Genomic DNA, 23,077 nt, shown 5'->3' with positions numbered 1-23,077 from the left:
AAGTACCGCGCCGCCACCCAGATACACAACGCTTCTTGCACAATCTTTCTTGTGCTTTAGGCTGAGCGCATGGTCGACCGATCGAATCTGCACGACGCAGCTCACATGCGCGTCCTTGCTCACCCCACCCGCCTACGCCTGCTCGGGCTGCTCCGAGAGCTCGGCCCACGAACCGCCGCGCAGCTCTCGGAGCACATCGACGAGGCGCCGGGGACGCTGAGCTACCACCTGACGAAGCTGGCGGGAGCCGGGCTGATCGAGGAGGCGCCGGAGTCGGGCCGGGATCGGCGGGAGCGCTGGTGGAGGGCGAAGCACCTCGAGACCGTGTGGGACGAGAGCGAGGTCGCACGCGACCCGGAGAAGCTCGGAGCCCTCCGTGAGATGGCGGCGGCGATCTCCCGCGTCTACGCGCAGCAGTACGACGAGTACCTCGCGTCGACGCCGACGCTGCCGGAGGAGTGGGTGAGCGCCGGCACGAGCAGCGACCGCCGCTGGCGCCTGAGCGCGGATCAGCTGTGGGAGCTGCGCGACGAGCTCGCGCAGCTCGACCGGAAGTGGGCGCGGATCAGCGACGACCACCGGACCGACGATGGGTCGGAAGAGGTGTTCTTCCTCGTCCAGGCCTACCGCCGGCCGCGATGAGCGCGGCGGAGCGCTCCTCGCGGCCCCTCGCCGCACTCCTCGTCGGGCACGTCCTCTCCAGAACCGGCAACGTCGTCACCCTGTTCGCCGTGCCGTTCCTGGTGCTCAGCGCGGGCGGAGGACCGGTGGAGGTAGGGACAGCGGCCGCCGCGGCGACCGCACCCGTCCTCCTCGGCGGGCCGCTCGGCGGCGCACTCGTCGATCGTGTCGGCCTCGTGCGGTCGTCCGTGCTCTCCGACGCGGTGAGCGGCACGAGTCTCGCGCTCATCCCGCTCCTGACCGCGCTCGACGCGCTGCCGTTCCCGGTCCTCCTGACGATCGTCTTCGTCAGCGGCCTCCTCGACGTCCCCGGGGAGACCGCCCGACGCGTCCTCCTCCCCCGCCTCTCCCAGACGGCGGGCATCCCGCTGGAGCGCTCGGTCGGCTTCCTCGACGCCACCACCCGCCTCTCCACCATGCTCGGCGCGCCGCTCGCGGGGGTGATGGTCAGCACTCTCGGCGCCGATGCGGCCCTCCTCGCGACCGCAGTGTCCTTCGCCGCGTCCGCGATCCTCACGGCGGCACTCGTCCGGGCACCGTCGACCACCCCCGAGGGGCCGGAGGAGAGCTCGACGGGCTACTGGTCGGACCTCCGGGAGGGTCTGCGCTTCATCCGCCGGGATCCCCTCCTGCGCTGCATCATCGCCCTCGTCCTCGTCACCAACACCCTCGACGCCGCCCGGTCGAGCACGCTCCTCCCCCTCTACGCCGAGCGGCACCTCGAGGGCGCGTCGTCCCTCGGCCTCGTCTCCGGCGTGTTCGGCGCGGCCGCCCTGACCGGAACGCTCGCCTTCGGCCTCGTCGCGCACCGCCTGCCGCGCCGGATCCCCTTCGCCGCCTGCTTCCTCGTCGCCGCCACCTACGGAGCCGCGCCGGCTCTCGGTCTCGGTGTCGTGGGGCTGGCCGCCTCGGCCGCCGTCTGCGGGCTCGCCGCCGGAGCCCTGAACCCGATCCTCGGCGCGGTCTTCCTCGATCGCATCCCGACCGCCCTCCAGGCGCGCGTGCTCGGACTCGTGTCCGCCGGGACCTGGGCAGGGATGCCGCTCGGCGGAGTCCTCGGAGGGCTCGCCGCCGACACGCTCGGCCTCCGCCTCACCTTCGCCGTCACCGCCGTGGTCTACGTGGTCGCCGCCGGCACTCCGCTGCTCGGCGGAGCCTGGCGCCGGATGGAACGGTCGGCCTCCTGACCCCGGCCGCGGAGCCGAGAACGACCGGCGTGAGGAATGCGGCGCCCCGGCCCTCCTCCGCCCGCCGAGCGCAAGGCCGAGCGGCGGGGAGTCGCCGAGTGGTAGACCTGGGGGCATGAGCAACGACATCCGCGCACTCGCCGAGGGCGAGAGCTACCTCGTCTTCTTCCAGGGCGGGCCGTTCGACGGCCAGACCGAGAACCGCGTCAGCACCGACGGGAGCTACGAGAAGGAGGTCGACGTCTACGCCGCCGTCGACGGCCAGGAGACGCACCTCGTCTACAACGCCGTCTCCGCCAAGGAGGTCGGCGAGGCGGTCCACGTGACCTACTCGATCGACACGCCCGACTCCGACCCGATCGAGGACCCGGAGGACCGCGGCGGCGGATTCCAGTAGTCCGCACCACATTTCGGATGCCGCTCCGGCGCCGCGCTCAGCGCGGCCGGGGCGGCATCGGCACGTGAGGACGCGCCACTCCGGGGACCACGCCTCCCGCCGCTCCTAGGATGATGGTTCCTCACTGTCTCGGCCGATTCAGGTCCGCGTTCCTCGGGAGCCGCCGTGTCCGATCCGCTGATCCGCCCGATGCCCCTCCGCGGCGACTCCGCCCGGCACTGGCTGCGGGCCCGCCACGCCGAGGCCGGGCCCGACCCCGCGTTCGCCGTCACCGGGCAGGAGGCGGCCGCCGAGGGCGTGCTCCTCCGGCGGATCTGGCACACGGCCGGCACGATCGACTTCCGCCCGAGCCCCCGCGCCGACCCGGGGTCGGTGGTGCTCCTGCTCCCGCTCGAGGGCGCGTTCACCGTCGCCAGCCGGGAGGAGCGCGAGTTCGTCGGCCGCGGCACCCTCGCGGTGCTGCCCGCCCGATCGGGAGCGACGATCAGCACGAGCGCTCCCAGCTCCCGGCTCGTCCTGGTCGTGCGGCCCTCGGGCGACACGGATCCGCCCGTCGGCCTCACCGTGGTCTCCTCCCCCGCGGCACCGGTGCTGGTCGCCGCCGCGAACGCCGTGCTCGACGCCGGGCTGCCCATGAGCCCCGGGCTGCACACCGCGCTGCGGGGCCTCGCCGCGGCCGTCGTCGCGGAGTGACGGGAGTTGTCAACCCTCCCCGCCCCGGCCATCCGCTCGCAGGGACGTCCTCGAACATCGAGTGACGCCGATCGTCGGCGCCGGAAGGAGCACTCGCCATGGCCGAGATCACCGCCCACCACGGACTCTTCAAGGACACGGACCTGCACGTCGACGACACCGGCGGATCGGGCCGCCCCGTGGTCCTCATCCACGGCTGGCCCCTCTCGGGCGAGTCGTGGAAGGAGCAGGTCCCCGCGTTCGCCGAGGCAGGCTACCGCGTCGTCACCTACGACCGCCGTGGCTTCGGGCGCAGCGACAAGCCGCTCACCGGCTACAGCTACGACACGCTCACCGAGGACCTGCACACCCTCCTCACCGAGCTCGACCTGCAGGACGTCACCCTGGTCGGCTTCTCGATGGGCGGCGGCGAGGTCGCCCGCTACTTCACGAAGTACGGCGCCGATCGCCTGCACAGCGTCGTCTTCGCCTCGGCCGTCCCGCCGTACCTGATGAAGACGGACGACAACCCGGACGGCCCGCTCGAGAAGGCGCAGGCCGCGCAGATGACCGCGGGCCTCACGAAGAGCGAGGACGACTTCTACGACCAGTTCACCACCGACTTCTTCTCGGTCGACGGCGTGCTGAAGGTGACGGAGGAGCAGCGCCAGGAGGCGATCGCTCTGGCGAAGCAGTCGGCCAAGCACGCGGCCCTCGCCTGCATGACGGCGTTCGCGACCACCGACTTCCGCGAGGACCTGCCCAACGTGTCGGTGCCCGCGCTCGTCATCCACGGCGACGGCGACGGCACGGTTCCGTTCGAGGGCTCCGGCGCCCGCACCCACGCGGCGATCCCCGGCTCCGAGCTGCACGTCGTCCACGGCGCCCCGCACGGAGTGACCGTGAGCCACCCGGAGGAGTGGAACCGCGTCGTCCTGGAGTTCCTCGCGAAGTAGCGGCGGCACTCCCGCATGCTGGTCGAGCAGCCCCGCAGGGGCGTATCGAGGCCCGTCGCACGGACACGGATCTCGATACGCGCCCTGTGCGCTGCTCGATCAGCAGGAACCGGTCACCCACGCGCGATGCTCGCTCAGCAGGAGCCGGAGCCCCCGCGTCAGCCCTTCTCCGCGCCCTCGGTCGTGTTCATGATCCGCCGCTGGAAGACGAAGAACAGCACGGCCACCGGGATCGACATCAGCACCGCGGCCGCGAGCTGCAGCGGGTACTGGTTGCCGGTGCCCAGCTGCCCCGACACGAGCGACGCGACTCCGGTCGTCAGCGTGTTGAGCTCCGGCGACTGCCGAGACACCACGAAGTGCGAGAACTCGTTCCACGAGCCCTGGAACGACAGGATGAACAGCGTCACGATCGCCGGACGCGCCATCGGCACCACGATCGAGCGGAAGGTCCGGAACACTCCGGCCCCGTCGATCCGCGCGGCCTCCTCGATGGAGAGCGGGATCGAGTCGAAGAACTGCTTCATGATGAAGATCCCCGCCGCGTCCACGATCAGCGGGACGATCATCCCCGCGTAGCTGTCGTAGAGGCCGAGCTGCTTGAGGATCAGGAACCGCGGGATCAGCAGCACCACCGCGGGCACGCTCATCACTCCGATGAACAGCGCGAACAGCAGACCCCGTCCGCGGAAGCGCAGCCGCGACAGCGCGTAGCCGGCCAGCGAGTCGAAGAAGACCCGGCCGACGGTGACGAACACGGTGACGATCACCGAGTTGAGCGTCCACAGCGGCAGCGGGACGTCGGTGAACAGCCGCTCGTAGGAGGCGAACGACCAGGTCGCGGGCAGCAGCGACAGCGGGTTCGCGGTGGCGTCGGCGTCCGACTTGAACGACGACGCGACCGAGATCAGGAACGGGTAGATGTACACCAGCGCCAGCGCGATCAGCAGCAGGTAGCCGCCGATCAGCGACGCGCGGCCGCGCGCGCCGAGGCGGATGCGGCGGTGCGGGACCGGCGCGGCGGGCTCGGGGCTCTCGGGGGCGCGGGTGCCGGGCTCGGTCAGCGTGCTCATCGGATGCCTCCCGTGGTGAGGGTCGTCGCGGCGTCGGCGCGAGCGGCGCGGCGGGGGCGCCGGCGCGGCTCCCCCTTCTCGCGGAGGAGCGCCCGCTGCAGGAGCGTCAGCACGACGATGATGAAGAAGAGGATGAAGGCGATCGCGGCGCCCTGACCCCAGCGGAGATCCGTGAACGAGGACTCGTAGGCGAGGTACGCCGGGGTGAGCAGCGTCTTGCCCGGCGCCCCTCCTCCGGTGAGGTAGATCTGGTCGAACACCTGCCAGGTGCCGATCAGTCCGAGGGTCAGCACGGTGAAGAGCGTGGGCTTGAGCATCGGCAGGGTGACCGAGAAGAACTTCCGGAGCGGGCCGGCGCCGTCCATGAGCGCCGCCTCGTCGATCTCGGCGCCGATGTTCTGCAGCGCCGCGAGGAACAGCAGCATGAACGTGCCCGAGGTGGTGAAGATCGCCATCGTGATCAGCACGCACATCGCGACGGACGGGCCGGACAGCCAGTCCCACCAGGTGAGTCCGAGCGGGGCGCCCGCGGCCAGCGGCCCGGAGCCGTCGACGCCGACGGCGCCCAGGAGCGAGTGCAGGACACCGGTCGGGTCGGCCATCCAGGTCGGCCCGTCGGCGCCGAACCAGCCGAGCACCGCGTTGACGACGCCCGAGGCGGAGAAGAGGAACAGGAAGATCACGGTGATCGCGATCGAGGAGGTGACGGAGGGGAAGTAGAAGGCGGTGCGGAAGAAGCCCCGGCCCCGCAGGATCCGCCGGTTCACCTGCACGGCGAGGAAGAGCGCGAGCGCGGTCTGCAGCGGCACCACGAGCAGCACGTAGTAGACGTTGTTGCGGATCGCGGTGCCGAAGTCCTTCTGCGCCAGGCCGGAGTCGGTGAGCACCGCGCGGTAGTTGTCGGCTCCGACGAACTGCGCGGTCGGCCCGAGGGGCGAGCCGAGCCCGTTCCAGTTGCTCACGCTGACCCAGAGGGCGAGGCCGATCGGGACGACGAGGAACACGCCGATCACGACGATCGCCGGGAGGGTGAAGAGCCAGCCGTAGCGGGCCTCGTGCCCGCGGATGCCGGAGCGGCGGCTCCGGGGGGCGGCGGTGGTGCTCATCGATGCGTCTCCTTCGACTCACGTGCGCGGGGTGGGGCGTGCCGGTCGGCACGGGGAGGCGGCGGTCGGGTCCGCCGCCTCCCGGCCGGGCTACTTCGCGTTCGCGGTGTCGAGCGCGTCCTGCAGGTTGGTCTGCAGGTCGCCGAGGATCGACTCCGGGTCGCCGGTCGCGAGGCCCTCGAGCGCCGAGTTGAAGTCGGTGATGACGGTCGCCGCGCCGGCGAAGGCCACCGGGCTCACCGCGTAGTCGTTGCCGGAGACGAAGGCGGCGTTCTCGGGGTACTTCGTCGCGTACTCGGCGGCTCCGGTCTCGGTGGAGGGGATGACTCCGAAGGCGTCCGAGAAGGCGAGCTGCTGCTCGTCCGAGGTCAGGGCCGACACGAGCGACTCCGTCTTCTCGGCCGTGGCGCTGCCGACGGGGATGCCCCAGCAGTTGCTGAAGGTGAAGGTCGACTTCCCGCCGGGGCCGGCGGGGAGCTCGGCGACGCGGTAGTTCACGTCGGGGTAGTCGGCCGCGAGCGCTCCGTTGATCCATGGGCCCTCGATGACCATCGCCGCCGCGCCCTTGCCGAACGCCTCGCCGGACCAGCCGGAGTCGAGCGCGGCCGGGAACTTCAGCACGCCGTCGGTGAGCAGCGTCTTCACCTCGGTCAGGCCCGCGACGTTCTCGGGGGTGTCCGCGGTGACGGTGGTGCCGTCCTCCGAGAGGAGCGATCCGCCGGCCTGGTTCATGAAGGTGCCGATGCGCGCGTACTCGGCGCCGAAGGAGAGCCCGGTCACTCCGTTCGCGGTCAGCTTCGTCGCCGCCGACTCGAGCGAGGCCCAGTCGGTGGGGACGTCCGCGTCGGTGAGGCCGGCCGCCGCCCAGAGGTCCGTGTTGATCACGAGGCCGAGCGTGGAGAAGTCCTTGGGCTCGCAGTAGAACCGGTCGTCGTAGCTGAACGCGTCGCGCAGCGCCGGGTAGAAGGCGTCGGCGTTCCCGGCGTCCTGGGCGTACGGCTCCAGGTAGCGGTTGCTCGCGTAGGTCTGGAACTGGTCCCAGCTCATGTAGAAGAGGTCGGGCGGGTTGCCGCCGGAGAAGCCCTGGCCGAGCTGCTGCGTCAGGTCGCTGGCGGCGACCACGTCGACCGTCGTGCTGTTCTGCTCGCCCCAGGCGTTCACGGCGTCGGTGACGGCGGTCGTCTCGGCGTCGCCGGACGAGCCGATCATCACGGTGAGGGCGGAGTCGCCGCCCGCGTCACCGGAGTCGGAGCCGCTCGAGCAGGCGGCGAGCGGGAGCAGCAGGCCTCCGGCGAGGATCGCGGCACCCCAGCGTGCCGCGCGGTGGGTGGGGGTCATGGTCTGGCCTTTCGTGGGGAGGGGCGCCGGTCGGAGTGACGGCGCCTCAGTCGGCGGGGTGGTGGAGGGGTGTGCGGAGCACGAGGTGGGGCTCGATCAGGCGGTGGGCCTCGCCCGGCGCGAGCGAGCGGTGGACGACGTCGTCGCCGCGCTCGCCCAGCAGGAGCTCGAGCGCGCCCGCGGCCACCGCGTCGAGGTCCTGCTCGATGCTCGGCAGGCCGACGGCCGCGGCGACCGGGGTGTTGTCGAAGCCGACGATCGGGAGGGAGGGCCGGCCGACGGCCACGGCTGCCATCGAGGCGCCGAGCGCGAGCGAGTCGGAGACGCAGACCAGCCCGTCGAGCTCCGGGGTCGAGCGGAGGAACTCGATGGCCGCGATCCGGGCCTGCTGGACGTCGTCCTCGGAGGAGGCGGCGAGCAGTGGCGCGTCGCGGAACCGCTCGCGGTGCACCCGCTCCCAGCCGCTGCGGCGGTCGTCGCCGGTCGCGGATCCGCTCGGCCAGCCGAGGAAGCCGATGCGGGAGCAGCCGCTGTCGGCGAGGTGCGCCGTGGCCTGGGCGAGCCCGGCGGCGCCGTCGACGTCGACCCAGAGGTGCTGCGGGTCGTTGCGGTCGTCGACGCCCCAGGGACGGCCGAAGGTGACGAAGGGCACGGCCTGCTCGATCAGCCAGGCGGTCCGGGGGTCGCCGTAGAAAGTGGAGGTGAGCACGAAGGCGTCGACGTCGGCTCCGTCGCGGAGGCGCCCGATCCGCTCGATCTCCTCCTCCGGGCTCTTCGCCGTGTAGAGGAGGATGCGCATGCCCCGCGCGTCGGCCTGCTCGGTGACGGCGTGGAGGAAGCGGTCGAGCAGGCTGCCGGAGATGCCGTCGAGCACGCGGTCCATCCGGACGCCGATGGTCCCGGACTTGCGGGTGCGGAGGCGGCGGGCGGAGGCGTGCGGCCGGTAGTTGAGGTCGCCGATCGCCTTCTCGACGCGCTCGCGGGTGCTGTCGCGGACGATGTGCGGGCTGTTGAGCACGTTCGACACGGTCTGGCGCGAGACGCCGGCGGCACGGGCGACGTCCTCGACGGTCGGCAGTGCCATGCGTCCTCCTCGACGTGATCTTGATCGTTCCAACCTGGCGGGATCCACCGGTTTGATCGATCAAATCCTTCGGTAAGGTTACCTCCGACGACGCTGCCGTCAACCGTCCGCCACGCTCCGGCACTCCCGGAGCCGGCGGAGGACGATCGGCGGCACGCCCCCAGCACCGACGATCCAGTGAGGAGTCGACAGTGACGACCGAGCGCGACGACCGACAGACCCCGCCCCGCCAGCCCCTCCTCCACGACTCCCTCGTCCTGCTCCGCGCACCCGTGCAGCTGTGGTCGGACGAGGCGGGCGAGGTCGGCTCCCGCCCCGTGCACGGGCTCTACCTCGGCGACGTGCGCGTGCTCGCGGGCGCCTCGCTCCGTGTGGGCGGCGCGGCGCTCGAGGCGATCGCGACCGGCCGCGACGGCGCCTCCTCCGCCCGCTTCACCGCGCTCGCCCGCCATCTCGACGACGCCGCCGCGGACCCGCGGATCCGCGTGGTCCGCTCGCGGGAGGTCTCCGCCGGAGGCGTCCGCGAGAGCATCCGCCTCGAGTCGGCGCTCCCCGACGAGGTCGCGACCACCGTCGAGCTGACCCTCGACCCCGACTTCTCGCTCGTGCACGTGGTGAAGGCGGGGCTCCGCGACGAGCCCTCCTTCGCGACCGCTCCGGTGGACGGCGGTCTCGACTGGACCCACGGCCCGGTCCGCGCCGAGCTGCGCGCGCCCGGCGCCTCGATCTCGGGCACGGTGCTCACCTGGAGCGTCGTGGTCCCGGCCCGCGGGAGCGTCGAGGTCGTGTGGAGCGTCGCCGCGGAGGACGCCTCCGCCGTGGTCGCCGCCGCGTCCGGACCGGCCGAATGGGCGGGGACCGCGCTCGAGACCGGCGACTCCCGCCTCGCCTCCTGGTGCCGCGCCGCGCTCGACGACCTCGACGCCCTGCGCATGGTCACCGTGGAGCGCCCCGGCGAGCCGTTCCTCGCCGCGGGAGCGCCGTGGTTCTTCACCCTCTTCGGCCGCGACTCGATCTGGGCGGCGCGGATGCTCCTCCCCCTCGGGACCGGGATCGCCGCCTCCACCCTCCGCGTCCTGGCCGGCCTGCAGGGCACCCGCCACGTCGCGGACACCGCCGAGCAGCCGGGCAGGATCATGCACGAGCTGCGCGCCACGACCCTCGAGATCCCCGGCGAGGGCGTCTCGCTGCCCCCGCTCTACTTCGGCACGGTCGACGCCACCGCGCTCTGGGTCTGCCTCCTCCACGACGCCTGGCGCTGGGGGCTCCCGGACGACGAGGTCGAGGAGCTGCTGCCCGCTCTGGAGGCGGCGCTGCGCTGGCTCCGCGACGACGGCGACTCCGACGGCGACGGGTTCCTCGAGTACGTCGACACCACGGGGCACGGCCTCGCCAACCAGGGCTGGAAGGACTCGGGCGACTCGATCCAGTGGCGCGACGGCACGCTCGCGGAGGGTCCGATCGCGCTCTGCGAGGTGCAGGCCTACGCCCACGAGGCCATGGTCGGCGGAGCGGCGCTGCTCGAGCACCTCGGCCGCGACGGCTCGGAGTGGCGCGAGGCGGCGTCGACGCTGAAGTCGCGCTTCGCGGAGGCGTTCTGGATCGACGACGCCGACGGCGGCTACCCGGCGATCGCGCTCGACGCGGCCGGGCGCCCGGTCGACACGATCACCAGCAACCTCGGCCACCTCCTCGGCACCGGCATCCTCTCCCCCGAGCACGCCGCCCGGGTCGCCGAGCTGCTGGTCTCCCCCGGGCTCGACTCGGGCTTCGGCCTGCGCACCCTGGACACCGGCTCGGGCGGCTACTGGCCGCTGTCGTACCACGGCGGCTCCGTCTGGGCCCACGACACCGCGATCGCCGTCACCGGGCTCGCCCGGGAGGGCTTCGGGGCGGAGGCGACGACCCTCTCGCGCGGACTGATCGCCGCGGCCGAGGGCTTCGGCTACCGGATGCCCGAGCTGCACTCGGGCGACCCCGCCGCCGAGGTGCACGCGCCGGTGCCGTACCCGGCGGCCTGCCGACCGCAGGCCTGGTCGGCGGCCGCCTCCGTCGCCGTGCTGTCGGCGGCGCTGGGGCTCGCTCCCGGAGGCGACACCCTGGTCGTCGCGCCGCTCTCGCCCGCGCTCGCCGGGCCGATCCGCGTGGACGGGATCCGCTACCGCGGCTCCGTGGTGCCGGTGGACTGGGACGGCAGGATCTGAGGCGCCGCGCCGCTCAGGGCAGACCGGCTCAGATCAGGCCGGCTCAGGGCAGGCGCGCTCAGGGCAGGCGCGCCACGACCGCGCGCGCGATGCGCCGGCCCGAGCGGTTCGCCCCGATGGTCGAGGCCGTCGGGCCGTAGCCGGCGAAGAAGACGCGCGGATCCGTCAGCGAGGCTCCGTCGGCGACCGCGATGCCGCCCTCGCGCTCGCGCAGCCCGAGCGGAGCGAGGTGGCGCAGCTCCGGCCGGAAGCCCGTCGCCCAGATGATCGCGTCGGCGCGCGTGAAGGAGCCGTCGGGCCAGCGCACGCCCTCCTCCTCGATCGACGAGAACATCCCCCGCTCGTGCAGGAGCCCGCGCTCGATCCCGGCGACCACCCGGCGGGTGCGCTGCACGCCCGTGCCGCCGACGATGCTCGGGAGGGGCAGCCCGGCGCGGGCGGCGCGGTCCTGCTCGGCCACCGCCTCCACCGCCGACTCCATCGCCAGCTGCTCGCCGTCGTGGTAGACGACCGGTCGCCGCGTCGCCCACGTCAGGGAGCGCGCCACCCGCTCGAGCTCCAGCAGGAAGCCGATCGCCGAGGTGCCGCCGCCGACCACGAGCACCTGCTTCCCGGCGAAGTCCTCGGCGCGGACGTACTCGGTCGGGTCGATCTGCACTCCGCGGAAGCGGTCGCGCCCGGGGTAGTGCGGGACGAAGGGCGATCCCCAGGTGCCGGTCGCGTTGACGAGCAGGCTCGCGCGCTCGACCGCGCGGTCGGACTCGACGACGAGCGGCGACCCCGTGTCGTGCGGCGTCGCACTCGTGACGCGCCGCACCGACTCCGGACGGCGGATCTCGAGACCGAGCTCCTCCTCGTAGCGCCCGTAGTACTCGCGGACCACGTCCCGTGCCGGTCGCCGGTGATCGGCCGTGCGGAACGAGAGCCCCATCCGCTCCATGCCCGGGAGATCGTGCACGCGGTGCGCGGAGCCGAGCCGCAGGGCCTCCCAGCGGAACTGCCAGGCCCCGCCGGGCTCCGGACCGCGGTCGAGGACGATCAGGTCGCGCCCGGGGACGAGGCCGAGACGGCGCAGGTAGTAGGCCACGGACAGACCCGCCTGGCCCGCGCCGATCACCACGACGGGACGCGGTGGGGCGACGCTGTCCACGGTGCTCCTGACGCGGTCGAGGATGGGCGGCCGTCCGGCAGATCGAGGCCCGGGGTGGCGTGTCCCCCGTCTGCTAAACTACCGCGTAGATTTCAACTTTCCCTGTCTGCTCTTTTCCCCAGCCGGCTCACTGCCCGTCTGGCCTGTCATCGTGAGGGGGTCACCCATGGGGCGCGGCCGTCAGAAGGCGAAGAACACCAAGATCGCCCGTGAGCTGAAGTCGTTCAGCCCGGCGGTCGATTACAGCGCGCTCGAGCGCGAGCTCAGCCACCCGGACGAGCCGGACTACTCGAAGTGGATCGACGCCGAGGACGACGGCGACGACACGGACCTCGTCGAGGAGCCGCACCAGAAGCGTGCGTGACTCCTCCCGTGAATCGGGGCCGCTCCCTCGGGGCGGCCCCGTTTCGCGTGCGGACGGGGATCCGGCGGGTGAGGGACCCGACCTGGAGCGCGGGTCGCTCGGCTGAGCACGTTCTCCCGCTTTCCGCCACTGAGTGCAGAATGTCGGTGCCCCCTGGGACACTGACCGGATGAGCACTTCCCCGCCCGCACGGCTGCCCGTGTGGCAGTCGGAGCGTCGCGGGAGCGACCTCGACGAGGCGCGCGAGTTCTACGCCGGCTCGTACAACGGCTCCGGCTTCCGGGCCGAGCGCTCGGTCGTGCCGTTCGCGTTCCGCTACACGACGACCGGGCCCGGGCCCGTGAGCCTCCACTCCGCCTCCTTCCTCGGCCGGGTGCGCGGCACGGTGGCCCCGAGCGACGTCTACGTCGCCCTCTGGCTGACCGCGGGGCGCGCCTCCCTCGACCTGGGGCGCGACGAGCACCGCCTCGTCGTCGGCCGCCCGGCCATGTTCCCGAGCGGCCGGCCCTTCGGCTTCGAGGCCCTCGAGTACCGCGACGCGCTCGTGCACTTCGAGGCCGCCCACCTCGAGGCGATCGCCGCCGAGCTGCACGGCACCGAGCCCGGCCCGCTGCGGTTCGCCCCCGTGGCGCGCGACACGACCGCCTGGTGGGCCGCGATCCGGCTCCTGCGCGACACCCTCGCCTCCCCGCACACGCCCACCGTGCTGCAGCGCGACGGCGTCGCCCGCATCGCCGCGCTCGCCGCCCTGCAGACCTTCGCCCACCGCATCGCCCCGCTGCCGGCCGTGCCGCCCTCGGTCAGCGCGCGGCGCCTCCGCCGGGCCGTGGAGTTCGTGCAGGCCAACGCCGACCTGCCCCTCGGAGTGGCCGACATCGCCGACGCGGCCGGGCTCACGGTCCGCGGCGTGCAGCTGGCGTTCCAGCGCGCCTTCGGCGAGACCCCGCGGCACTACCTGCGCGACGTCCGCCTCGAGCGCGCGCACGAGGAGCTCTCGGCCGGATCGATCGGCTCGCTGGTGGTCGGCGACGTCGCCGCACGCTGGGGGTTCATCAGCGGCGGCCGCTTCGCCCAGCACTACGCGACGCGGTTCGGCGAGCTCCCGAGCGAGACCCTCCGGCGCTAGTCCCGCCGATCCCCGACGGCGGTTCCGCCGAGGGGCGTTCGGGCGTACTGTCCGAGGACCGCCCGCTGCCCCGCGGGCCGCGTCGATGGAGCCGCGAATGTTCGAACCCGGAGGATCCGCGCGGCCTGTCGCGCGGGTCGGCTACGTCACCGCCGCCCTGCTGGTCGGCGCGATCCTGGTGGGCGGCGCGGTCGGCGCCGCCGTCGCCCTGGTCCTCTACCTGCCCGGCGTCCTCGCCGCCGACGGCCCGCCCGGGCTGGTGAGCTTCGGCCTGCTCATGGGAGCGGCCTCCGGCGCGGGCATCGGAGTCGTCGGAGGCGCGGGAGCGGTCGCCGGCATGGTCGCGGTGCGCGTCGCGAGCCGCCGCGACGGCCCGTTCGTGCTCGGCACCAGCGCGGGCGCCGGCCTCGGCGTGCTGGTCGCCTGTGCGAATCTGCTCGTCAGCCGCGACGCCCCGACCTGGGCGACCGCCCTGCTCGCCACCGCGGCCGCCTGCGCCCTCTGCGCGGCGGGCTCGTGGCTGCTGACCCGGCACGAGCACTCCTGGGAGCGCGCGCACGCCGTACCGCGCTGATCCGCGGCGCCTCCGGGGATCAGCCCGCGTAGGACCCGACCAGGCGGACCGCTCCGCCGTCGACGCCCTTCGCGCCCTGCTCGAAGCCCTCGAACCCGCGCGCGGCCGTCGAGACGCGGCCCGCGACCCACGACGGGACGCCCGAGCGCTCGAGGCGTGCGATCACGCCGTCGGCCGCCTCCGCCGCGACCACGGCGAACATGCCGATGCCGAGGTTCCAGGTGCCCTCGGTGCTCTCGAGCGTCGCGCCGGACATCCCGGCGAGCGCGCGGAACACGTCGGACGGGCTCCAGCTCGCCCGCTCGACCTCGACCCAGGAGCCGCGCGGCAGCACCCGGGCGAGGTTCGCCGCGATCCCGCCGCCGGTGACGTGGCTGATGGAGTGGACGGCCGGGCCGAGCTCGGCGTCGTCGAGCAGATCGAGGAGGGGCCGGGTGTAGAGGCGGGTCGGCTCCAGCAGCACCTCGCCGACCACGCCGCCCAGCTCCTCGGAGCGGTCGGTGAAGCCGATGCCGCGCTCGGCGAGGATGTGGCGCACGAGCGAGTAGCCGTTCGAGTGCAGTCCGGAGGAGGCCATCGCCACCACGACGTCGCCGTCGCGCACGAGGTCGGCGCCGCGCACCTGGTCGGCCTCGATCGCGCCGACCGCCGCGCCCGCCACGTCGTAGTCGTCGGGTCCGAGCAGGCCCGGGTGCTCGGCCGTCTCGCCGCCGACGAGCGCGGTGCCCGTCTCGGAGCAGGCGCGCGCGATGCCGGCGACGATGTCGGCGATGCGGGCTGGGACCACCTTGCCGCACGCTATGTAGTCGGTCATGAAGAACGGGCGGGCGCCGACCACGACGATGTCGTCGACGACCATGCCGACGAGGTCCTGCCCGATGGTGTCGTGCTTGTCGATCGCCTGGGCGAGCGCGACCTTGGTGCCGACGCCGTCGGTCGAGGTGGCAAGGAGGGGGGCACGGAAGTCGCGGAGGAAGGAGACGTCGTACAGGCCCGCGAAGCCGCCGACCCCGCCGAGGACCCGGCTGTCGTGCGTCGCCGACACCGCCGACTTCATCAGCTCGACGGCGAGGTCCCCCGCCGCCGTGTCGACTCCTGCGCGGGCGTAGCTGCTCGTCTCATCACTCACGCGACGACCCTACCGACTGCCCTCTCCCGCCGCGGCGCGGATCCGGGTCCGCCTCGCCGGCAGCTCCCGCTCCGCGCCCGCGGTCACGCGTCCCAGGCCACGTAGTGCAGCTCGGCGCGGTCGCGGCTGCGGTGGAGGTCGAGGTAGGACCGGGCGATGACCTCGGCCGCCGCGTCCGGGTGGCCGCCGTCGATGAGCGCGGTGATCGCCACGTGGGCGGCGTAGACGCCCCGGGGCTCGAGCGCGGAGTGGAGGTTGAGGACCCAGTTCCGCAGGCCCGCGGCGGCGATGTTGATGTTCGCCAGCGCCGCGTGCGGGGAGACGGAGCCGCCGCCGGTGGTGACGAGGATCGTCCCGCTGCCGGCGGCGATCATGTCCGGAACCACCTCGCCGACGGCGCGGAGCGCGCCGCCGAGGTAGAAGTCGATCTGCGGCTGCAGGTTCTCGGACGTGACGTCCAGGACGCCGACCGGGGTGAGAGCGGAGTCGGCGGGGGAGAACTCGAGGACGTCGATCGGACCGAGGTCGGCACGGATCGCCCGCAGCGCGGCGGCCAGGGTCTCGGGCTGCGCGATGTCGGCGGCGAACCCCGTCGCCTCGATGCCCTCCTCGGCGAGGCGGGCGGCCAGGCCGTCCAGCTTCTCCTGGTTCCGCGAGACGAGAGCGACGGTGAAGCCGGCCCGGCCGAAGACGCGGGCGATCTCGAGGCCGAGGCCGGGGCCCGCGCCGATGACGGTGAGAAGGGGCATGGGGGTCCTGTCGTCGTGCGCCCCGGGGCGCGATGAGCGGGGCTGCTAAGTTGAGGTCAGCCTCAAGACCCAGTGCACCATAAGTTGAGTGGTACCTCAAGATCATCGGGAGGATCGCATGGACGAGCAGAAGGCCCTGCGCCGGGACGCGCAGCGGAACGTCGAGAAGCTGCACGCCGCCGCCCTCGAGGTCTTCGGCTCCCGCGGCCTGGCCGCCCCCCTCGAGGACATCGCCCGTCACGCCGGCGTGAGCATCGGCACCCTCTACAACCGCGTCGGCTCCCGTGAGGAGCTCATCGACGCCGTCGTCCCGGCCGTCGCCGGCGAGAAGCTGAAGGGCCTGACCGAGCGCGCTCTCGCCGAGCGGTCCTCCCGCGGACGCCTGGAGCGCTTCGTCTCCGGGATGATCGACCTCCAGCTGGAGGACCCCGCCCTCAACGACGCGATGCTGCGCCGCTTCCCCGACGCGGTCGCCCTCATCGAGGCCTGCGACCGCTCGATCGAGCTCGGCCGGGATCTCGTCGAGGCCGCCCACCGCGACGGATCCCTCTCCCCCGACTTCACCCACGACGACCTGATGGCCCTGCTCTGGATGGCGGGCACGACCAGCCGCGAGTCCGCGGCTCCGCAGGGCTGGCGCCGCGTCCTGGACCGCAGCCTCGCCGGCGCCTGGACGGCTCCGAGCAGCTGAGCGGCCGCGCGGCTCCCCGACCGACCGCCCGGCCGATCCGCCGGTCGACGCCGCCCTGAGTACCCCCACGACCACGGATCCGCCCACGGCGAACCATTAGGGGATGAGTCCCCCGCGTGCCAGGATGGACCGTCAAACCCCCCTGCTATCCCCTTGGGAGCCCCTCCGGCATGTGCGGAATCGTTGGGATCGTGTCCTCCGGACCGGTCAACCAGTCCATCTACGACAGCCTCTCCCTCCTGCAGCACCGCGGCCAGGACTCGACCGGCATCGCGACCGCCGACGGCAGCACCCTGCACATCAAGAAGGCCGCGGGACAGGTCCGCGAGGCGTTCCGCACCCGCGACATGCGCTCGCTGCTCGGATCCATGGGCCTCGGCCACGTGCGCTACGCGACGAAGGGCAACGCCGAGCGCGAGGAGGAGGCCCAGCCGTTCTACGTGAACGCGCCGTACGGCATCATCCTCGTCCACAACGGCAACCTCACGAACACGCGCGAGCTCACCGAGGAGCTCTTCCGCATCGACCGCCGCCACCTCAACACCACCTCCGACACGGAGCTGCTGGTCAACGTGCTGGCGAACGAGCTGCAGGCCTCGATGTCGGGCCGCGACCTCGACGCCGACGAGGTGTTCGACGCCGTCGCCCGCGTGCACGAGCGCGTCGAGGGCTCCTACGCCACCATCGCGCTGATCGCCGGCGTCGGGCTGCTGGCGTTCCGCGACCCCTTCGGGATCCGCCCGCTCATCGTCGGCCGCCGCAGCAACACCGGGGCGCCGGACGACTGGGTCGTCGCCTCCGAGTCGCTCGTGCTCGAGGCGCAGGGCTTCGAGATCGTCCGCGACGTCGCTCCCGGCGAGGCGGTCTTCATCACCCCCGACGGCCGGATGGCCAGCCGCCAGTGCGCGAAGGATCCGCGACTCATCCCGTGCTCGTTCGAGTACGTCTACCTCGCCCGCCCCGACTCCGTGATGTCGGGCATCTCGGTCTACGAGGCGCGCCTGCGCCTGGGCGACCGCCTCGCCGACACCATCGCGCAGTACACCCCGGGCGGAGCGATCGACGTCGTCATGCCGATCCCCGACTCCTCCCGCCCCGCCGCGATGCAGGTCGCGCAGAAGCTCGGGATCGAGTACCGCGAGGGCTTCTACAAGAACCGCTACGTCGGCCGGACGTTCATCATGCCCGGGCAGGCGGTCCGCAAGAAGTCGGTGCGGCAGAAGCTCAACGCGATGTCGAGCGAGTTCAAGGGCAAGAACGTCCTGATCGTCGACGACTCGATCGTCCGCGGCACCACCTCCAAGGAGATCGTCGACATGGCCCGCGCGGCCGGCGCGAACACGGTCACCTTCGCGTCCGCCGCGCCTCCCGTGCGCTACCCGCACGTGTACGGGATCAACATGCCCTCGCGCCAGGAGCTCGTCGCCCACAACCGCCGCATCCCCGAGATCTCGGAGGCGATCGGCGCCGACCAGCTGATCTACCAGGAGGTCGCCGACATGAAGGCGGCGATCCTCGAGGGCTCGGACGTCACCGACCTCGAGACCAGCTGCTTCACCGGAGAGTACGTCACGGGCACCGTCACCCCGGAGTACCTCGACTGGGTGGAGCGCACGCAGCTGAGCTGAGCTCTGCACAGCGCCGGGCGCGGCGCAACGGGTGCCGCGGATCCGTGCGCCGCTCCATGATCGGAGGGTGCGCGGCCCCGCGCGCATGCACCCGAGGAGTCCCCCGTGATCTACCGAATCCTTCCGTTCCTGCTCACCTTCGTGGCCAAGAAGATCTCGAAGTCGCAGAAGGCCAAGCGCGCGGCCGCCAAGCGCCCGACGTCCACCCCGAGCAGCAGCCGCCGCTCCTCGTCGCGCCGGGGACGCTGACGCCGCGGTCCCGTCCGCGAGCGCGAGCCGCGGGCGGGACCTTCAGCGCAGAGCGGAGTGCAGCGGCCGCAGGGCGGCCCGCCTCCGCCGGCTAGACCCGGTCGGACCCCGTCTGCGGGTCGTCCTCATCGGACGTCGTCCGCGCGTCGGGCAGGGCCTCCTCGGCCCCGGGCTCCTCGGCCGCGTCCTCGCGCTCGACGATCCGCTCGGCGGTGGTCCGGACGACCTTCCCGCCGACGACCCGGTCGAGCAGCACCACGACGAGCCCCGCGAGAGCGCCGAACAGCGTCACGAAGAGCAGCAGGCTGAAGCCGAAGACCTGCCCGCGGGAGAAGCCCTGCGTCTCGGGCAGCGCGAAGGTCAGCACGAAGGCCGCGATCGCTCCGAGCCCGACGCCGAGGGTCAGGATGCGCCAGACGCGCGGGGAGCGGCGGACGTCGACCTCTTCGCGGGTGACCTCGGGGCGGGCGGGATCGCTCATGCCTCCATTCTCCCCCGCGCGGGCGAGGGCAAGGCACCGTGATCGCTCAGAGCGCGTGCACGAGCCGGCCCGCCTGCGCGCGCAGCTCGCGGACGACGGTGCGGACCGAGAGCCGCTCCGCCCGGTCCGGCCGCATCAGCGCGACGATGTGCCGCACGGAGTTCACCCCGCGGAGCGGCTTCACCACCACTCCCGCGCCGCCCGCCGTGTAGCGCGGGAGCACCGCGATGCCCAGGCCCGCCGCGACGAACGCCTCCGTCACGCGGGTCGACGCGAAGCGCTGCTCCACCCGCACCGCCTCGCCGGACGCGGTCTCGATGTCCTGCATCACGCGCTCGAACGGGAACCCGTCCGGGACGCCGATCCAGGTCTCGCCGACCAGATCCGCCGCCGAGACCGTCGCCCGGTCCGCGAGGCGGTGCCCGGCCGGCAGGCCGATGTCGAGGGGCTCGATCATCAGCTCCGCCATCGCGAGGCCGCGACCGGCCCAGGCGCTTCTGCCGGTGGGCGAGTGGGCGAGCACGATGTCGAAGTCGGCGGTCAGGTCGGCGAACTCGTCGGTGCCGGGGTCCGCGTCCTCGCACTGCACGACGAGCCCCTCGACGCTCCGGAGCGCGACCAGCGCGTTCGGGAGGAGCATCTGGCCCGCAGTGGGGAAGGTCGCGATGGTGACCTCGCCGATCGGGTTGTTCTTGAACGTCTGCCAGACGGCGTCGGCCCGCTCGAGCGCGATCGCGATCTCGGTGGCGCTCCGGGCGAGCTCGCGTCCCGCCGCCGTGAGCACCACACCGCGGCCGGAGCGCTCGATCAGCGGCACGCCGGCCTCGCGCTCGAGCACCTTGAGCTGCTGCGAGACCGCGGAGGGCGTGCGGTGCGTCGCCTCCGCCACGGCCGTGATCGAGCGGCGCATCGAGAGCTCGCGGAGCAGTTCCAGCCGTCGCACGTCCATGTAGAGAAACTACACGTCAGGGCAAGAACAGTTCGATTGTCCTACGGAACACGCGGCCGGACACTGGACGTTGTACACAGCATCCCGGCGGATCGATCAGAAGCCGCCGCAACGAAAGGCAGAACACTCATGAGCATCGCAATCCTCGTCGTCCTCAGTGGCCTCGCCGCATGGGGCACGGTGTCGACGGTGCTCGTCGCCAGCCGCGACGGCTACCGTCAGGTCCCCGCGCAGCACTGAGCCCCGCCGCTCCGCGACAGCACCTCATCGCGTTCCGACGCCGTCTCCCGACCGGGAGGCGGCGTTCTCGCGTCTCCGGGGGCTGGCGCCGCTCCTCGGGGAGCGCCTCCCCGCCGCGGCTCCCGGGGGTCGACCATCGGCTCGCCCCGCACACGACGACGGGCCCCCGACCGGAGTCGAGGGCCCGTCGTGCGCGTGGTGCGGCTACTTCGCGGCGGTGCGGCGGCGCAGGCGCGCGACCGTCATGCCCAGACCGAGCAGCAGAGCGGCGATCCCGGCGGCGAACGCGGGGGTCGCGTCCACTCCGGTCTCGGCGAGGTGGTGCGAGCCGGCGACCGGAGCAGTGGTCGGCGTCGGCGCGGGGCCCGTGGTGGGCGGCGTGGTCGGCGCGGGCGTCGGCTCCGTGGTCGGTCCGGGAGTCGGGGTGCCCGCTCCGGCACCGGCCGCGACGGCGAAGCCGACGCTGATCTCGGTGCCGGTGGTGTCGAGCGCGAACGTCGCGGTGTGCGCGCCGCCCGCCAGACTCTCGTCGATCGGGACCGAGAACGAGGCGCGACCGGTCGAGTCGTCGGTGACGGCCCGGGTCGGATCGATCGTCGCGGTGCCGACGACGGTGCCGTCGACGCTCGCGGTCACGGTGGTGTCGGCCGCGGCTCCGGTGCTGAACAGGAGCGAGGAGAGGTCGACGGTCATGGTGTCGCCGACCGCGTACTCGCCCGAGTCCGGGACGTTGTCGGTCAGGCCGATCGTGCGCTGCACGGGGTCGGGGCTGACGGTGCCGAGGTCCTGGATGTAGCCGACGAAGGCGTCCAGGTCGATGCGGCCGGAGTCGGCCGTGCCAGTGCCCTCGGTGAAGGTGCTGAAGCCGTCGCCGCCGCTCGCGAGGAAGCTGCTGGTCACGACGGTGAAGGTCGCGGCCGGGTCGATCGGCTCGTTCTGGAAGAACACCTGCGAGATGCGCGAGCCCTCGGGCGCCGTCGCGTCGAAGACGTAGGTGAGGTCCTTCGAGGTGGAGAGGTTCAGCTGCGGGTGGCTGGAGCTGCCCACCCACTGCTCCTCGAGCAGGTCGGAGATCTGCTCGCCGGTCAGCTGCAGGGTCACCAGGGTGTTCGCGAAGGGCTGGGCGTCGGAGGCCTCGGCGTAGGTGACCACGCCGTCCGCGTCGCCGGGCTGGTCCGGAGTCGCGGTGTAGGACAGGTCGTCGCGCAGGCCGCCCGCGTTCGAGAAGGCGATCTGCGTGCCGAGCTCACGGGTGGCCCACAGCTGGGCGTCCGAGACGAGGTTGCCGAGGGTCGACTCCGAGCCGCGGTTGGTCGTGGTGCCGTCCGGGCGGTAGGCGCGCGAGATGTCCTCGGTGATGGTGCCGACCTTCACGCTGCCCTCGCGGACGGCGACGGCCTGGGCGTCGGCGACGATGGTCTCGACCTCGGGGTCGGGCTCGAAGGCGCCGACGACGATCGTCTTGGCCGGGTCGTCGGAGGTCGGGTCGTCGACGACCTTCGTCAGCGGCACGACCTCGCTGGTGAGCGACGTGAGCTGCTTGGTCGCCGGGTCGACGGTCAGGGACATGCGGCCGATGTTCTCGGCGTAGCTGCCGGTCTGCGACACGACGGTCGGGAAGGCCCGGCCCGCGTCGATGCCCGCGTCGTACTCCTGGTGGCTGTGGCCCGAGACGATCGCGTCGACGTTCGGGGCGACCGCGTTGACGATCGCGCCGAACTTGGGGTCCGCCTCCGGAGTGTTCAGCTCGGCCGCGTCGGCGTCGGCTCCCTCGTGCAGGAGCAGGACGACAACGTCGGCCTCGTCGTTGGCGGCGTCGCCGTCCTGGAGCTGCGCGGCGACCTCGTTGACGTTCTCGGCGATGGGCTCGATGGAGAGCGTCGAGATCGTGGCGGGGCTGACGAGCTTGCCGAGGTCCTCGGTGATCGCGCCGATGAAGGCGACGGAGACGCCGTCCTGCTCGGTGATCACGTACGGGGAGTAGGCGCGCTCGCCGGTCGCGGTGTCGTAGAGGTTCGCGTTCACGTAGGGGAACGCCGAGGCGTCCACGACGCGGCCGTCGACATCGGCGCGGCCCTGGTCGAACTCGTGGTTGCCCAGCGTGCTGACGTCGAGGCCCATCGCGTTGAGCGAGTCGAGCGTGGGGATGTCGCCCTGCACCTTCGACACGAAGGTCGAGGCGCCGATGTTGTCGCCGGCCGAGACGAACAGCGTGTTCGGGTTGGCGGCGCGGTAGGAGTCGACGGCACCGGCGAGCACGGCGGCTCCGGCGACGGCGCGGTCGGCGGCGAGCCGCCCGTGGAAGTCGTTGATCGAGAGGATGTCGATGGCGACATCGCCCTCGGCCGCCGCGGCGGGCGTGGCGCCGAGGAGGGCCGCTCCGGCGACGGCGCCGACGGCGGTCGCGGAGAGGAGTCGGGTGAGGCCGCGTCGGCCCGGGGAAGTACTGCGCATCGTGAAGGGGACTCCAAGCATCGAGCGGTGGATCCGGAGAGGATTCGTGCCGCGTGAGGGGGTTATTCCCAGACAACCCGACGGCGGAGCCCAGGTCAAACGTTCTGACGACGGCTCGCCGCCGCGTTTACGAGAAGTTAACTCGCCGACGCTCAGCCGACGCGCAGGATGGGGAGGAACGGCGTGAGGTCCGCGCGCACTCCGGAGGCGTGGATCCGCCCGCTCGCGAGGCCCTCGCTCCACGGCAGGGAGCCGGTCGCGAGCGGCAGCCAGGTCGCCGCGTCCATCTCGATCACGTTCGGCGGAGTCCCGCGGGTGTGGCCCGGGCCCTCGACGCACTGGGCCGCGCCGAACGGCGGAACGCGCACCTCGACGCTGCGCCCGGGGACGTTCGTCTCGATGATCTGCAGGAGGAACCGCACCGCCGTCGCCGTCGTGTTCCGGTCCGCTCCTCCGGCGAGCGCCGCCCGCACCGCGGACTGCCCGCTCGCCTCGTCGATCCTGCCCTTGGCCATGCACCCATCCTGCCGCCGCCGCTCGCTCCCGGAGGCCTCCGCGGGGCTCCGCCCGGCGTGTCGGCGTCCGCAGCGCCGCC

At 72.8% G+C, this 23,077-nt stretch carries 23 protein-coding genes; 12 read left to right on the top strand and 11 right to left on the bottom strand.

What is annotated here, in order from left to right; all coding sequences use genetic code 11:
- Window positions 1-69 precede the first annotated feature (69 nt).
- The 5 genes from GSU40_RS01340 to GSU40_RS01320 all read left to right on the top strand — a co-directional run bounded on the left by GSU40_RS01340 (window position 70) and on the right by GSU40_RS01320 (window position 3,893).
- On the top strand, window positions 70-642 hold the full coding sequence (locus tag GSU40_RS01340; RefSeq protein ID WP_104295673.1) for a winged helix-turn-helix domain-containing protein: 573 nt from the start codon (window positions 70-72) through the stop codon (window positions 640-642).
- Complete coding sequence (locus GSU40_RS01335) at window positions 639-1,868, top strand: MFS transporter (RefSeq protein WP_181028792.1); 1,230 nt, start codon at window positions 639-641, stop codon at window positions 1,866-1,868. The genes GSU40_RS01340 and GSU40_RS01335 overlap by 4 nt, the downstream gene beginning before the upstream one ends.
- Window positions 1,869-1,983: 115 nt before the next feature.
- Window positions 1,984-2,265: an oligoribonuclease gene (locus GSU40_RS01330; RefSeq protein ID WP_159912046.1), complete on the top strand. Its 282-nt coding sequence runs from the start codon at window positions 1,984-1,986 to the stop codon at window positions 2,263-2,265.
- A gap of 165 nt (window positions 2,266-2,430) precedes the next feature.
- Window positions 2,431-2,958: a hypothetical protein gene (locus GSU40_RS01325; protein ID WP_104309843.1), complete on the top strand. Its 528-nt coding sequence runs from the start codon at window positions 2,431-2,433 to the stop codon at window positions 2,956-2,958.
- A gap of 98 nt (window positions 2,959-3,056) precedes the next feature.
- Window positions 3,057-3,893, top strand: a complete 837-nt coding sequence (locus tag GSU40_RS01320) for an alpha/beta hydrolase (RefSeq protein ID WP_104223760.1) — start codon at window positions 3,057-3,059, stop codon at window positions 3,891-3,893.
- A gap of 158 nt (window positions 3,894-4,051) precedes the next feature.
- On the opposite strand, the gene GSU40_RS01315 is transcribed toward GSU40_RS01320, so the two are convergent.
- The 4 genes from GSU40_RS01315 to GSU40_RS01300 form a co-directional block, all read right to left on the bottom strand.
- Window positions 4,052-4,966, bottom strand: coding sequence for a carbohydrate ABC transporter permease (locus GSU40_RS01315; RefSeq protein WP_104238713.1), 915 nt, complete (start codon window positions 4,964-4,966; stop codon window positions 4,052-4,054).
- On the bottom strand, window positions 4,963-6,072 hold the full coding sequence (locus GSU40_RS01310) for a sugar ABC transporter permease (protein ID WP_104238714.1): 1,110 nt from the start codon (window positions 6,070-6,072) through the stop codon (window positions 4,963-4,965). Before GSU40_RS01310 ends, GSU40_RS01315 begins: the two co-directional genes overlap by 4 nt.
- A gap of 90 nt (window positions 6,073-6,162) precedes the next feature.
- Window positions 6,163-7,410 carry an extracellular solute-binding protein gene (locus tag GSU40_RS01305; RefSeq protein WP_104282650.1) on the bottom strand — a complete coding sequence of 416 codons (1,248 nt, stop codon included), beginning with the start codon at window positions 7,408-7,410 and terminating at the stop codon, window positions 6,163-6,165.
- 46 nt (window positions 7,411-7,456) lie between these two features.
- On the bottom strand, window positions 7,457-8,494 hold the full coding sequence (locus GSU40_RS01300; RefSeq protein ID WP_104247390.1) for a LacI family DNA-binding transcriptional regulator: 1,038 nt from the start codon (window positions 8,492-8,494) through the stop codon (window positions 7,457-7,459).
- 191 nt (window positions 8,495-8,685) lie between these two features.
- Here GSU40_RS01300 and GSU40_RS01295 point away from each other — a divergent pair, with 191 nt between their 5' ends.
- Entirely contained in the window at window positions 8,686-10,698 is a 2,013-nt protein-coding gene (locus GSU40_RS01295; RefSeq protein WP_160033189.1) for a glycogen debranching N-terminal domain-containing protein, read from the top strand.
- A gap of 58 nt (window positions 10,699-10,756) precedes the next feature.
- Here the strand turns inward: GSU40_RS01295 and GSU40_RS01290 are convergent, their stop codons facing one another.
- Entirely contained in the window at window positions 10,757-11,848 is a 1,092-nt protein-coding gene (locus tag GSU40_RS01290; protein ID WP_104226818.1) for an FAD-dependent oxidoreductase, read from the bottom strand.
- A 166-nt stretch (window positions 11,849-12,014) separates the two neighbouring features.
- Between GSU40_RS01290 and GSU40_RS01285 the strand changes: the two genes are divergently transcribed.
- From GSU40_RS01285 to GSU40_RS01275, 3 genes are all read left to right on the top strand, one after another.
- Complete coding sequence (locus tag GSU40_RS01285; RefSeq protein WP_097167615.1) at window positions 12,015-12,212, top strand: DUF3073 domain-containing protein; 198 nt, start codon at window positions 12,015-12,017, stop codon at window positions 12,210-12,212.
- A 169-nt stretch (window positions 12,213-12,381) separates the two neighbouring features.
- The gene (locus GSU40_RS01280; protein ID WP_104282652.1) at window positions 12,382-13,338 is read left to right on the top strand and encodes a helix-turn-helix domain-containing protein; all 957 of its coding nucleotides are present in this window, start codon (window positions 12,382-12,384) and stop codon (window positions 13,336-13,338) included.
- A gap of 97 nt (window positions 13,339-13,435) precedes the next feature.
- Entirely contained in the window at window positions 13,436-13,912 is a 477-nt protein-coding gene (locus GSU40_RS01275) for a hypothetical protein (RefSeq protein WP_104354929.1), read from the top strand.
- 19 nt (window positions 13,913-13,931) lie between these two features.
- On the opposite strand, the gene purM is transcribed toward GSU40_RS01275, so the two are convergent.
- Together purM and GSU40_RS01265 are read right to left on the bottom strand one after the other, a co-directional pair.
- Window positions 13,932-15,041: a phosphoribosylformylglycinamidine cyclo-ligase gene (gene purM / locus GSU40_RS01270; protein WP_160033187.1), complete on the bottom strand. Its 1,110-nt coding sequence runs from the start codon at window positions 15,039-15,041 to the stop codon at window positions 13,932-13,934.
- An 83-nt stretch (window positions 15,042-15,124) separates the two neighbouring features.
- Window positions 15,125-15,790 carry an SDR family NAD(P)-dependent oxidoreductase gene (locus GSU40_RS01265; protein ID WP_160033185.1) on the bottom strand — a complete coding sequence of 222 codons (666 nt, stop codon included), beginning with the start codon at window positions 15,788-15,790 and terminating at the stop codon, window positions 15,125-15,127.
- Window positions 15,791-15,908: 118 nt separating this feature from the next.
- Here GSU40_RS01265 and GSU40_RS01260 point away from each other — a divergent pair, with 118 nt between their 5' ends.
- The 3 genes from GSU40_RS01260 (at window position 15,909) to GSU40_RS01250 (ending at window position 18,358) form a co-directional block, all read left to right on the top strand.
- Window positions 15,909-16,481, top strand: coding sequence for a TetR/AcrR family transcriptional regulator (locus tag GSU40_RS01260; RefSeq protein WP_104282655.1), 573 nt, complete (start codon window positions 15,909-15,911; stop codon window positions 16,479-16,481).
- A gap of 170 nt (window positions 16,482-16,651) precedes the next feature.
- On the top strand, window positions 16,652-18,109 hold the full coding sequence (purF, locus tag GSU40_RS01255) for an amidophosphoribosyltransferase (protein ID WP_104223766.1): 1,458 nt from the start codon (window positions 16,652-16,654) through the stop codon (window positions 18,107-18,109).
- Between the two features lie 105 nt (window positions 18,110-18,214).
- Window positions 18,215-18,358 (top strand): hypothetical protein, encoded by a 144-nt coding sequence (locus GSU40_RS01250; protein WP_159940146.1) that lies wholly within the window; start codon window positions 18,215-18,217, stop codon window positions 18,356-18,358.
- 91 nt (window positions 18,359-18,449) lie between these two features.
- On the opposite strand, the gene GSU40_RS01245 is transcribed toward GSU40_RS01250, so the two are convergent.
- From GSU40_RS01245 to GSU40_RS01230, 4 genes are all read right to left on the bottom strand, one after another.
- Entirely contained in the window at window positions 18,450-18,839 is a 390-nt protein-coding gene (locus GSU40_RS01245) for a hypothetical protein (protein WP_160033183.1), read from the bottom strand.
- Window positions 18,840-18,885: 46 nt separating this feature from the next.
- The gene (locus tag GSU40_RS01240; protein ID WP_104223768.1) at window positions 18,886-19,788 is read right to left on the bottom strand and encodes a LysR family transcriptional regulator; all 903 of its coding nucleotides are present in this window, start codon (window positions 19,786-19,788) and stop codon (window positions 18,886-18,888) included.
- A 444-nt stretch (window positions 19,789-20,232) separates the two neighbouring features.
- Complete coding sequence (locus tag GSU40_RS01235; protein ID WP_104282656.1) at window positions 20,233-22,482, bottom strand: bifunctional UDP-sugar hydrolase/5'-nucleotidase; 2,250 nt, start codon at window positions 22,480-22,482, stop codon at window positions 20,233-20,235.
- A 152-nt stretch (window positions 22,483-22,634) separates the two neighbouring features.
- Complete coding sequence (locus GSU40_RS01230) at window positions 22,635-22,997, bottom strand: sterol carrier family protein (RefSeq protein ID WP_104223770.1); 363 nt, start codon at window positions 22,995-22,997, stop codon at window positions 22,635-22,637.
- Window positions 22,998-23,077 lie beyond the last annotated feature (80 nt).

The organism is Rathayibacter sp. VKM Ac-2805 (genome assembly GCF_009834265.1).
Classification (GTDB): Bacteria; Actinomycetota; Actinomycetes; order Actinomycetales; family Microbacteriaceae; genus Rathayibacter.
The sequence above is the reverse complement of the archived record's forward strand: the minus strand, read 5'-3'. Positions and strand labels throughout refer to the sequence as shown.

Bases quoted from the DNA above. Each gene is read 5' to 3' on its own strand.
- GSU40_RS01240 (WP_104223768.1), bottom strand. From the start codon at position 19,788: ATGGACGTGCGACGGCTGGAACTGCTCCGCGAGCTCTCGATGCGCCGC.
- GSU40_RS01265 (WP_160033185.1), bottom strand. From the start codon at position 15,790: ATGCCCCTTCTCACCGTCATCGGCGCGGGCCCCGGCCTCGGCCTCGAG.
- GSU40_RS01235 (WP_104282656.1), bottom strand. From the start codon at position 22,482: ATGCGCAGTACTTCCCCGGGCCGACGCGGCCTCACCCGACTCCTCTCC.
- GSU40_RS01230 (WP_104223770.1), bottom strand. From the start codon at position 22,997: ATGGCCAAGGGCAGGATCGACGAGGCGAGCGGGCAGTCCGCGGTGCGG.
- GSU40_RS01245 (WP_160033183.1), bottom strand. From the start codon at position 18,839: ATGAGCGATCCCGCCCGCCCCGAGGTCACCCGCGAAGAGGTCGACGTC.
- GSU40_RS01320 (WP_104223760.1), top strand. From the start codon at position 3,057: ATGGCCGAGATCACCGCCCACCACGGACTCTTCAAGGACACGGACCTG.
- GSU40_RS01340 (WP_104295673.1), top strand. From the start codon at position 70: ATGGTCGACCGATCGAATCTGCACGACGCAGCTCACATGCGCGTCCTT.
- GSU40_RS01330 (WP_159912046.1), top strand. From the start codon at position 1,984: ATGAGCAACGACATCCGCGCACTCGCCGAGGGCGAGAGCTACCTCGTC.
- GSU40_RS01280 (WP_104282652.1), top strand. From the start codon at position 12,382: ATGAGCACTTCCCCGCCCGCACGGCTGCCCGTGTGGCAGTCGGAGCGT.
- GSU40_RS01275 (WP_104354929.1), top strand. From the start codon at position 13,436: ATGTTCGAACCCGGAGGATCCGCGCGGCCTGTCGCGCGGGTCGGCTAC.
- GSU40_RS01300 (WP_104247390.1), bottom strand. From the start codon at position 8,494: ATGGCACTGCCGACCGTCGAGGACGTCGCCCGTGCCGCCGGCGTCTCG.
- GSU40_RS01310 (WP_104238714.1), bottom strand. From the start codon at position 6,072: ATGAGCACCACCGCCGCCCCCCGGAGCCGCCGCTCCGGCATCCGCGGG.
- GSU40_RS01335 (WP_181028792.1), top strand. From the start codon at position 639: ATGAGCGCGGCGGAGCGCTCCTCGCGGCCCCTCGCCGCACTCCTCGTC.
- GSU40_RS01315 (WP_104238713.1), bottom strand. From the start codon at position 4,966: ATGAGCACGCTGACCGAGCCCGGCACCCGCGCCCCCGAGAGCCCCGAG.
- purF (WP_104223766.1), top strand. From the start codon at position 16,652: ATGTGCGGAATCGTTGGGATCGTGTCCTCCGGACCGGTCAACCAGTCC.
- GSU40_RS01260 (WP_104282655.1), top strand. From the start codon at position 15,909: ATGGACGAGCAGAAGGCCCTGCGCCGGGACGCGCAGCGGAACGTCGAG.
- GSU40_RS01285 (WP_097167615.1), top strand. From the start codon at position 12,015: ATGGGGCGCGGCCGTCAGAAGGCGAAGAACACCAAGATCGCCCGTGAG.
- GSU40_RS01305 (WP_104282650.1), bottom strand. From the start codon at position 7,410: ATGACCCCCACCCACCGCGCGGCACGCTGGGGTGCCGCGATCCTCGCC.